Origin of the sequence: Clostridium sp. UBA6640 (genome assembly GCF_002455975.1) — a bacterium.
Taxonomy (GTDB): domain Bacteria; phylum Bacillota; class Clostridia; order Clostridiales; family Clostridiaceae; genus Clostridium_J.
This window is the reverse complement of record NZ_DKLM01000080.1, coordinates 98,506-109,306: the sequence shown is the minus strand read 5'-3', so window position 1 is coordinate 109,306 and position 10,801 is coordinate 98,506. Positions and strand designations below refer to the sequence as shown.

At 27.5% G+C, this 10,801-nt stretch carries 9 protein-coding genes; 4 read left to right on the top strand and 5 right to left on the bottom strand.

Annotation, left to right across the window (positions count from 1 at the left end):
• Positions 1-478: 478 nt before the first annotated feature.
• Positions 479-967: a CarD family transcriptional regulator gene (locus tag B2W91_RS09100; protein WP_349680799.1), complete on the bottom strand. Its 489-nt coding sequence runs from the start codon at positions 965-967 to the stop codon at positions 479-481.
• An 835-nt stretch (positions 968-1,802) separates the two neighbouring features.
• Here B2W91_RS09100 and B2W91_RS09095 point away from each other — a divergent pair.
• The 4 genes from B2W91_RS09095 to B2W91_RS09080 all read left to right on the top strand — a co-directional run bounded on the left by B2W91_RS09095 (position 1,803) and on the right by B2W91_RS09080 (position 6,630).
• On the top strand, positions 1,803-2,969 hold the full coding sequence (locus B2W91_RS09095; protein WP_291580194.1) for a bis-aminopropyl spermidine synthase family protein: 1,167 nt from the start codon (positions 1,803-1,805) through the stop codon (positions 2,967-2,969).
• 116 nt (positions 2,970-3,085) lie between these two features.
• A complete protein-coding gene (speD, locus tag B2W91_RS09090) occupies positions 3,086-3,496 on the top strand; it encodes an adenosylmethionine decarboxylase (protein ID WP_291580193.1) in 411 nt (136 codons plus the stop codon).
• A 765-nt stretch (positions 3,497-4,261) separates the two neighbouring features.
• Positions 4,262-5,155, top strand: a complete 894-nt coding sequence (locus B2W91_RS09085; RefSeq protein WP_291580192.1) for a D-alanine--D-alanine ligase — start codon at positions 4,262-4,264, stop codon at positions 5,153-5,155.
• A 14-nt stretch (positions 5,156-5,169) separates the two neighbouring features.
• On the top strand, positions 5,170-6,630 hold the full coding sequence (locus B2W91_RS09080) for a PLP-dependent aminotransferase family protein (RefSeq protein ID WP_291580191.1): 1,461 nt from the start codon (positions 5,170-5,172) through the stop codon (positions 6,628-6,630).
• A 152-nt stretch (positions 6,631-6,782) separates the two neighbouring features.
• Here B2W91_RS09080 and B2W91_RS09075 read toward each other — a convergent pair whose 3' ends face one another.
• The 4 genes from B2W91_RS09075 to B2W91_RS09060 all read right to left on the bottom strand — a co-directional run bounded on the left by B2W91_RS09075 (position 6,783) and on the right by B2W91_RS09060 (position 10,076).
• On the bottom strand, positions 6,783-7,133 hold the full coding sequence (locus B2W91_RS09075; protein ID WP_291580190.1) for a hypothetical protein: 351 nt from the start codon (positions 7,131-7,133) through the stop codon (positions 6,783-6,785).
• Between the two features lie 124 nt (positions 7,134-7,257).
• Positions 7,258-8,268, bottom strand: a complete 1,011-nt coding sequence (locus B2W91_RS09070; RefSeq protein ID WP_291580189.1) for a 3-oxoacyl-ACP synthase III family protein — start codon at positions 8,266-8,268, stop codon at positions 7,258-7,260.
• A gap of 325 nt (positions 8,269-8,593) precedes the next feature.
• Entirely contained in the window at positions 8,594-9,178 is a 585-nt protein-coding gene (locus B2W91_RS09065; protein ID WP_291580188.1) for a hypothetical protein, read from the bottom strand.
• Between the two features lie 175 nt (positions 9,179-9,353).
• A complete protein-coding gene (locus B2W91_RS09060) occupies positions 9,354-10,076 on the bottom strand; it encodes an EcsC family protein (protein WP_291580187.1) in 723 nt (240 codons plus the stop codon).
• Between the last annotated feature and the right edge of the window lie 725 nt (positions 10,077-10,801).

Sequence of the window (10,801 nt, the reverse complement as noted above, 5' to 3'; positions counted from 1 at the left end):
TATTTTATAAAAAATAATATCATATAAAATAGCTAATATAGAGCGCCACGGTATTTTAAAGCATGCGTTAAATTGGGGGCTGGTATATCTATCTATGAATCTATAAATAATCTTTAAGAAACAATTAATTTTAAAAAACTCATTTATAACTGCTACGAAAAACCGTATCATAAATAAATGAGTTTTTTTAATATATTAGTATTAAATTTTTATATAATTTTCACATGAGAAAATTATATTATATTTTAGATAATATTTTACATCTTTGTTCTATTATAATGAGTATGTTACTATATAGGAAATGCATAAAAGAACTAAGAATGAAGGATATAAGTCGAATAGATTACTTAATGATATATTTAAACTATCTAAAAAGTGGACAATATAAAGTTTAAAACTATATCAAGGAAGGTTATAACATAGCTATTTATATAGTATAAATTCTGTTCTTATAAAAAAGAAGGACATTATGATATTTTTAACTAATAATAGAATCTAATAAATTATTAGCTTCATCTTCAGTAATTTTTTTAATTAAAATTATCTCATCAATTAGAAATTTTCGTGCATTCATTAGCATTTGGCTTTCACTTGTATTAAGAGCTTTTTCCTTATTTAGTTGGGTTAAGTCATAGACTACCTCAGCACCATCTTTTAAAGAACCTGTTTTAATTTTATCCATGTTAACTTGATATCTCTGCTTAGAATTAAGAGGTTCACTTGGCTCTGAGTCTCTAGCATCAAGATCTAGTAATACGTCTTTAAGTGTAGAATCATCACTAATTAAACGTATATTTGAATTAGATAATCTCCAAGATGGAATCATTATCTCCATATTATTTGTTAACATTTTTATTATATAATACTGTTGCTTCTTTCCTTGGAAATTTTTCTCCTCTACGCCTTGAATCACTCCTGCACCTTGCATTGGGTAAACAATTTTATCACCAATTTCAAACTCAAACAAATAACTCGCCTCCATATATTGTATTCATTATATTAAGTATAACACATATTAAGTTTTTTATCAAACTTATAATAATATCACAGGCTGTATAATTGTGTCAATATTATAATTTAAAAAAATAAATTACAATTAATGCAATAATCTGGTGATATATAACGACATTATTTTTTGAAATAATGTATTAGTAATTTATAGATTCTAAAAGGTATTAGCTAATAAGTTTACATAAAATGTCTTGGAAAAAAGCTTACATATTGTGCGGTATATTTTTCTATGCTATAATGAAAAGCATAGAACTAAGCATTAAAATTAGAAAATGAAATTAAGGAGAGTGCTTTATGAGTGTAGGTGTTTTTAACTAACTAATTGAATAGTTATTTCTTAAAAACTTTTAAAAATCTAAGATATTTTAGGTTTATTTGTTGATGAGTTTTTTAAGAAAAAGTTAGAACACGGATAGCATTCAACCTTATTATATATGTTATTAAACCGTGCTTTTGCGCGGTATTTTTATACCCAAAAGGGAAAATGTATATTTTTTACTATAGATTTTGTAGTCATTATATTAAGATGTAGCACTATTTGCTTTAAATTCCTAAGAGAATTTTTAAGGAGATAGGGTATATTTTAGTATATACATTCTATGGTTTTAAATAATACTATTTTAACATATACGACTTAAAAGGCTGTAGTGACTTGATGTTGCTATAGCTTTTTTATTTCTCTATCTAATGTTTCTAACTTGGCTATGGGGCTAGGCATCTTTAGTTTATTATTTTCTTTCGGATGCCTGCATGTTTTAAATTATTGATATTTGAGAGAGAGGTAGATACTAATGGAAAACTATTTAGAAACCGTAAATAAGAATGTAAATATAGATGAAGGAATACAAGCCATAACAAATACATTAATTAATATATATTTTAAAGAAGGTATTTCTACAAAAGAATTAGCTAGAAAGNNATTTTTACCTATCCCTGTAATTACAGCTATAAAGAAAGAGCTTATCAAATGTGATTTAGTAGCTCAGGATAGAGGAGTAAGACTTACAAGGAAAGGTAGAGGGGTTGTAGAGGGAAATCTGGGCTTTTATGGCTTGAATATAGAGTTATATACTAAATTATTTTCTGAATCATGGGAAGATGTTAAAGAAATTAGTGAAGTAAAAGAAGCTTTAAAAGAAATATTTATAAATCGTCCTCAGGTTGACGTTACTATAGACCAATCAAAATGTACAGTAGATACTGCTATAAAAAGAGCAGTATTATGTCTTAGAAATTCTGCATTGATAGGAAAAAGGATTTTATGCGTAGGTGATGATGATTTAGTAAGTATAGCTTTAGGATTTCTATTAAAGAAGCTATTTAATGATATAAGATACAGTAAAACAAAAATTTTTGTTATGGATATTGATAATAGAATTCTTGATTATATAAGTAGTATAGCTAAAAAGGAAGAACTACCTATTGATTGTGAGTATGTAGATTTAAGATTCCCGTTGTCAGAAAGTTTTAGAGGGCAGTTCGATTGCTTTTTCACGGATCCTCCATATACTCTTCAAGGAATGAGTTTATTTCTTTCAAGAGGACTCGAAGCTTTAAAAGATGAAAGTGGCCTTAATGTATTTCTTTCTTATGCACATAAGTCTCCAGAATTTGAGCTTAATATGCAGAAACACTTTGTTGATATGGGACTTATGGTTTCAGAAATATTAACTGCATTTAATAATTATAATGGTGCAGAAATAATTGGAAATATAGGACAGATGATTATTCTTAAAACTACTAGTAGTAGTAAATCTTTAATAGAAAACTGTTATAAAGAGCCAATTTACACTGGGGAATTAAAAGTAACAGTTCGCTTTTATAAGTGCAAGAAATGTGGAGAAATAATGAAAGTTGGACTTTCAGAAAAATTTAATACTATAGAAGAGTTAAAAGGAAAAGGATGCTATAAATGTAACAATCAAATATTTCAGCTTATTGAAAAAAGAAGAGCATAGCATTAACAAATAATAGAGTTTAGAATGCTTTTTAGCAATTCATTTATGAAATATCTTTAGTACTATTAATGATTAAAGTTATTTAAATATTTAAGCTGATATTAAAAGGAGAGATTATGATTAGGTTAGAACAACTTGGAAGGCATATTTTAGTAGAATACTATAATTGCGATAAAGAAATATTAAATAGTTATAATAAGATTGAAAAATATATGTTACAGGCAGCAGAAGAAGCTGAAGCTACGGTGGTAACGAGTACATTTCATATGTTTAATCCTTGGGGAGTTAGTGGAGCTGTTATTATTCAAGAATCACATTTAACTATTCATACATGGCCTGAATATGGATATGCAGCTGTGGATTTATTTACTTGTGGAGATACAGTTAACCCTTGGAATGCATTTGAATACTTAGAAAAAAATTTAAAGGCTGGAAAGGTAGATTATACAGAAGTATCTAGAGGAATAGTAGATCGTATCCGTAAAAATGCTAAAGAGGATTTGGGAGAAATTAAATTTAAGCCTTAAATTAAGAAAATTTTAAAAATAACTAGTCAGTATTATAATGAAATTGAAAATTGACTATTGACAATGGATAATTGTGGTAGATTCTCAGCAGAGCATGAGAATTTTTAAAGAAATTAGTTTAATTAAAAACAATTTCAGCCATAATTGTCCATTTTCAGTTTTTTATTGATTAAGGTTATAAATTTAAATAATTTAATAAAGTGATTTTTTAATCCACTTTATAAGGAAATTCCTTATAAGGTGGTTCTTATCTGTTCTACTTTTACTTCATATAATTAAAGTAAGACATTTATAAAAGTACAGTTCTAAAATTAATATATGTGAAAATAACGAGCATTTTTTAGTATCATAGCTGAAACTATTGAATTCATAGTTCACAACTCACAATTGTGGAAATTTCTCAACAAAAGCTGAGAAATTTTAGAATTGATTTATTTTTGAAGTAACATAGTCACCTTCTGTAAAAATTAGTGGCTGTAGTTTCTCCATAGTATTAGTTAAGTTTATTAGTGTTATTCCGAGCTATACTGCACCTCAGGGGAACCCTAAATGGCTTCACTACTGTTCCCCAGAGGTGGAAAAGTTAGCAATTGTATTGCTAGTAAAAAATCTATTAAAGAAATTAGTTTGATTAAAACTAATTTCAACCTTAATTGTGAATTGTGAATTGTGCACTATTTTAAGTTGTGAATTAAAATACCAAGAGTGTAGCTATATTCATATTAAAGTAGTTTATCTATAATAAAATTGTATGGAGTGATTGAGATGAAGATTGGAGTATTAATGGGAGGAGTCTCTTCAGAAAGAAAGATTTCTATACTTTCAGGTAAAGAGATATTAAATAATCTTGATAAAAGCAAATACGAGGTTTTACCTATAGTAATAAATTCAAAAGAGGAAATAATAGAAAAAGTTAAAGGAGTAGATTTTGTATTTATTGCCTTGCATGGAGCTTTCGGAGAAGATGGAATAGTACAAGGGGTATTAGAGAGTATATCCATGCCATATTCAGGTTGTAATATTCTTACTAGTGCTCTTTGTATGAATAAAAACCAAACTAAAAGAATATTAAAAAGTGAAGAAATAGTAGTTCCACCAGGTATTATAGTTAATGATATAAATCAATTACCAATGAAAATTATAGAAGAACTTGGTTATCCAATGGTGGTTAAGCCTAATAACGGAGGCTCAAGTATAGGAACATTTTTAGTAAATAACAAAGAAGAACTTAAAGATAAAGTTTTAAAAGCATTACAATATGATAACGAGATATTAATTGAAAAATATTTAAGAGGACATGAATATACAATACCAATGCTAAATGGAGAGATATTACCGATAATATCTATTAAAGCTAAAAATGAATTTTTTGATTATAATTCAAAATATGAGGATGATGGTGCTGAAGAAATTGTTGCATCATTACCCTATGAGCTAGAGAAAAAGATGAAGCAAATAGCAGAGCAATGTTGGCATATATTTAATTGTAAAGCATATGTGAGAATTGATATTATAGTAAGTGAGGGAGTTCCATATGTGTTAGAATTAAATACTTTACCTGGAATGACGAAAAATTCCCTTTTTCCTAAGAGTGCAAAGGGAGCCAATATGAAATATAGTGAGTTATTAGATAAGATTATCGAATATTCGCTAGCTTGAAAGGAGAAAAATCTTTGATTTTTTCATCATTTAAAATCAATAATGAGCTACCAATATATATACAAATTGAAGAGCATATAAAAGACAGTATAGCAAAAGCACTTCTTCAAAAGGGAAGCAAATTACCTTCCACAAGAGAAGTTAGTGAGATGCTGAATATAAGCAGAAATTCAGTAGTTACAGCTTATGAGAATTTAGAAAGTGATGGCATTGTTGAAACTTTAAAAGGCAAAGGAACTTTTGTAGCTATAGAAACAAAGCTAGTAAGTGGAGAATTCAATATTGATTGGAGTTCTAAAGTCAATAATTATGGAAGTGCGTGTAGAGATTTAGATATAATTAAAACTGAATTACCTTGGAAAAAAGGAATGATTTCTTTTAAAAGTATTGCTCCAGAAGAGAATTTATTTGATTTAGAGGAGTTTAAAAGGGCTTTTTTAAATGGATTTTCTTTAGAGGGAGATAAGTTATTAAACTATGGCTATGCTAAGGGATATAGACCATTGATAGAGTATCTTATGGACTATATGGAGGAGAAAGGAGTTAATACAAAAGGAAAAGAAATATTAATAACTAATGGATTTACTGAGGGTTTCGATATAGCGCTAAGCTCTTTAACAGTGCCAGGAGATATAATTATTTGTGAAAATCCCACTCATAATACTGCTTTAAAAATTATGAAGGCTCACGGTTTAAATGTGATTGGAATACCTATGACTTCTGATGGAATTGATACTAGAATATTAGAAGATACGTTGCAAAGTAATTCTGTAAAATTATCATATATTGTCCCTTCATATCATAATCCTACTGGTGTTGTTATGAATGGTGAGAGAAGACAGGAAGTATTTAGGATTTTTCAAAAATACGGGGTGCCTATAATAGAGGATGGTTTTAATGAGGAGTTATTATATTCTGGTTCGCATCTTCCATCAATAGCATCCCTTTGTACAAAAGGTAATGGAGTTATTTATATTGGAAGTTTTTCTAAGATACTTTTTCCGGGATTAAGATTAGGTTGGATTTTTGGAGATGCTAAATTGATAGATATATTAGAGAGTGTTAAAAGATCTAGAACTATTCATTCTTCTTTTCTTGATCAAGGAGCATTTTATCATTACATGAAAAGTGGGGCTTTTAATAGATATATAAAGAAAATTAGAAAATATTATGGATATAAGTATGAATTTACCTTAGAGCAAGTGAAGAGGTATATTCCTAATGAATATATAATGGGGCAGGGAGGACTTCATATATTCATAAAGCTTCTTAACGGACTTAGTTCAAGGGTCGTACTTGAGGAGTGTTATAAAAGAGGAGTGGTATTTACGCCAGGAGATATATTTTACACTGATGGTAGCGGTGAAGATACTATAAGACTGGGTTTTTCAAGAGTTAATGAAGAGGATATAAAGAAAGGAATAAAAATCATTGGTGCTGTGGTTAAGGAGTTAAGTGAGGAAACTAAAAAATGAGGGAAATTAGTAATGTTTAATCAAAGCTTGGAGCTAATTATAATAAATACTTTGAAATGAAATAACTAGTCAAATATGTGATCATAATTGGCTAGTTATTTTTTAAAAGATATTTAAATGCAAAATAATTATTAATCTTAGTATATGTAAGATTAACTATTCAAAAATTTTTCAGCATCATTTATATTATCAAAAAGGCTTTCTTGATCTTCTTCAAATACCCTCTTTACTTGCATTTTCAATACAGCAGAACTCATTATAAATGCAGCTTTTTTATACCCCTTCGCTTTTGCATAAGCTTTGCTTTCATTAAGTTTATCATTGATTTCAGGAAGAACTGCTGTAGTCTTTGATAAGTCAGTGCAAATTTTAAAATTTGGACCTGTGCTATCTACAGCTTTTTTGAAGTCTACTACATAATTATTAGCTTCTTCCATTTTCATACTTCCCTCAACTACAACGTAAATGCAGTTTTTTAATCTATCATACCTTATCTTGTACATGTAAAATCCACCTCATATAAATAAAAATATTAACTATTCAGACAATTTTTAACCCCTTTAACATTAAAAGTCTAATTATTTAAAATAATAACAACTCTATATAATTTTTTATCTTCTAAAATTATTATAATTTTATTATTGCAGCAATGTGATTTTCACCTGCACCTGAAGATGTAAGTAAAAGAGTTTGGCCTTCTTTAAGTAATCCTTTTTCATTAGCTTCATAAAGAGTTACTGGTATTGAAGATGAAGCAAGATTTCCATACTTGCGGAAGGTTTGATATGAACGTTCTTTAGGAATATTAATAGAATCTCTCCATGCATCATGAGCCCAATCAGCCGGTTGATGAGAGAAAAACATATCAATATCTTCTGAAGTCATATTAGCTTTTTTAAGTGTTTTTTCAAGAATATCTTGCATTATATCAACAGAGTTCTTTCCCACTCTATTTGTTTTAATAGGATTAGTTGTAAAGAATGGTCTTAGTGGAGATGGTTCAAAGAATCTTCTTCTTTTCTGATTCAAAGGCATTCTTTCAGCAAGTGTAAATGCATCATGAAAATAACCATCAGAATTGCAGCAAGATGCAACATATCCTCTTCCTTCAGGAACTTGTCCCATAACTACGGCACCAGCTCCATCTCCTGCATATAGGCTTAAATAATCTGAGTAATCGAGAATTCTTGAATGAAATACAGAAGTTACGATTAAGATATTTTTAAATTCGCCCATTGCTATTAAATTAGATGCAGTGGTAACCATTGTAATAAAACTTGAACAACAAGTATCAATATGCCAAGCACCTGCATTTTTTAAACCTAATTTATATTGAACTAAACTTGCATTGCTAGGAATTATTTCATCTTGAAGCATAGAATGAACCATGACAAGATCAATATCGTCCTTTGAAATGCCAGCATCTTTAATAGCTACCTCCGCTGCTTTAACTTCTGCATCTGAAGGCAGCATATTAGCTGGAAACACTCTTCTTTCATCTATTCTTTCAAAAGGACTCTTTCTACCTTCAGGTAAATTTACTAGTTCGATATTTTCCCAAAAGTCATTTTTCCTAATTTCTTCTGGAATACATGCACCGATTCCTAAAATTCCAGAAGGCACGATTTCTTTTAACATTTAATTAACCCCCCAACTGTTGTAAAAAACTCAAAAATGTAGTAATAATGTATAAAATATAAACATTATGAATTATTATATTTTATATACTTATTCTACAAGTTATTTTACATTCCTTTTAAAAATTACCTTAGATTATATAATTTTACAACAATTATCGACTATATTTATTGATATTATACAATGGAGAAACAGTGGATATTTAAATTTACAAAAATATTCATATTATTTTAAATTATTTAAAGATTAAATTTAATATTTATAAATAAAACCTTATAGAATACTCTACAAGGTTTAAATATATTACTTAACATAACTTTTAAATTTAAAAAAAAGGAAATTTTAATGATAAAGAAGATAAATAAAAATTTATTTTATCTTCTAAAGCATAATCATTATTGCCAAAGAAGAGGGCAGGATTATTTTCAAGAAGATGTAGGGTTATAAGAATATATAAATTTAATGGAGTTATATTTATTGTAGCTGTATATAAGGGTAAAATGGCATTAGTGTTTGATATAATGAAAGCTACAGAGGCATTAATTTCATCATCAATAGATATGTTATTACTTAGAGCTTTATGAATAAAATCATTAGCTACTTTATTATTATGGATTATAGAATTATTATCGTATTCGATGATGTCATTTTGAATTTGACTTATATAAAGACCTATTATAAAATTTGAAATACTTATCTGGAGATTAGAAGAAGTTGTTATGATACCATTATTATTATTATTATTATTATTAGAAGGGTTTACGCTTAAAAAACAGTATATTCTATTAAAGTTACGATACAATAACCTACCATCTTTTATTAAAGGATTAGAATTATTTAAGAATTGAGCGCAAGGAGGAATCTCACCTTTAAAAGCATTGCAGTCATAGCACCTATAGAATCTACGCATATAGAACCTCCATAAACTTAGTAATATTATATAATATGATTTAAAATATAGAATGATATATTTTAGTAAATGCTTAATTAAGTATTAAAGAATAACTAGTTAATATTAATAAATATTTTACTAGTTAATTTCTTTCGGGCCTATTATCAAAGACGTTTAAAGAATAGAATACAAATTATAATTCTTTAAATAATCTCATTCTATATGAATTAATTGCTGTTTCACCAAGTTTATCTAATAATTTTGAATTAACATAAGCACCAACTAAGGCTCCAATAGCTGGCAGCATTTGCATAAGTTTAGCAATATCAATATAGTCTCTATACTCCTGTTGAAACTTTCGCCAATCAAAGTAATTTATATCATTAGGTAATGAACTAGAGTACTCTTCCCATCTCTCCATTTTTGAAAATACTTTATTTATATTTTCTTGGCTAGAAAATGCAAGCTCAAATATGTGAAGTATATATAGTCTTTCTTTATAGTCACGAACATCAAATCCATAAATTGAAGCAACATCATATAAAAATTTTATTTTTATACTAAGAAGTAATGGAAAGTCAGCAAGGCTCATAACAAACCCTCCAGCACCTGTACCAGCACCCTCTATCATAGCAGTTCTTTTATATGTTAAAATTTTTTCTTTTACTAATCTTTCTTTTTCTTCAAGATCTAAGATTCCATAAGGAGGCTTGGTAGCAATTTCTGAACCTAAAAGCACAAATCTAATCATATTTTTTATTGCAGATGTTAGCATTTCATGATATTTTTCTGGAATTACATTATTAAATTTATTTTGCAAACTTTTTGATGTTTTACTAATTATAGAAGGCTTTTTTCGCATTTTTGATTTCCAATTCTCTAATTCTTGGGCTGCATTTAAGTAATAATCATTCATAACATCACCTTATTTCAATATTATATTTTCAATATTATTATTAAGTATATGAGTTTAAATATTCATTATAATTCTCATACCATATATATACTAATTAAAATATAAAGTAAATAATTTTTTAATTATAGATAAATTTTAACCTACATAAATAAATGTTAATAATGTGGATATTATTTGATTTGTATTTTTAAAATGTGGATAAAAAGCTTCTCTCTAAACATATATTTTATAATGCACAGAGAGGAATATGTTACGATATTTTTAACGTAATGCAGTTATTCATTATATTTTAATCTATATTCATCCTATAAAATGCTCATTGAAATAGCATCGTGGTATTTATGGCTATAAAATAACCTATCTTTGAATTCCTTCTCTTTTAAATCTGGCTTGTTTATATGTATTTACAGTTATTTCATTATATAAATATACTTCAAGATTAATTTTACGTAAATTCAATATTCCAAAAGCATAAATAAATGTGAGTTTTATCACAATTTAGGGTATAATTCTCAGTGGTTAATAATATAAAAATAATTATGAATATTATTAGTAGACTAACAATAATCAGTCAGTCAGTTTCCACTAAAAACTTATATTTAAATTCACATATTTTTATATAAATTCTATATGAAAAGTGAAACTATAGGGATGCAATGCGAAAACTTAATATATACTCTGGAAAATAAATTTTCTATAAAAGCAGCTTAAATCCTTAGAAATTA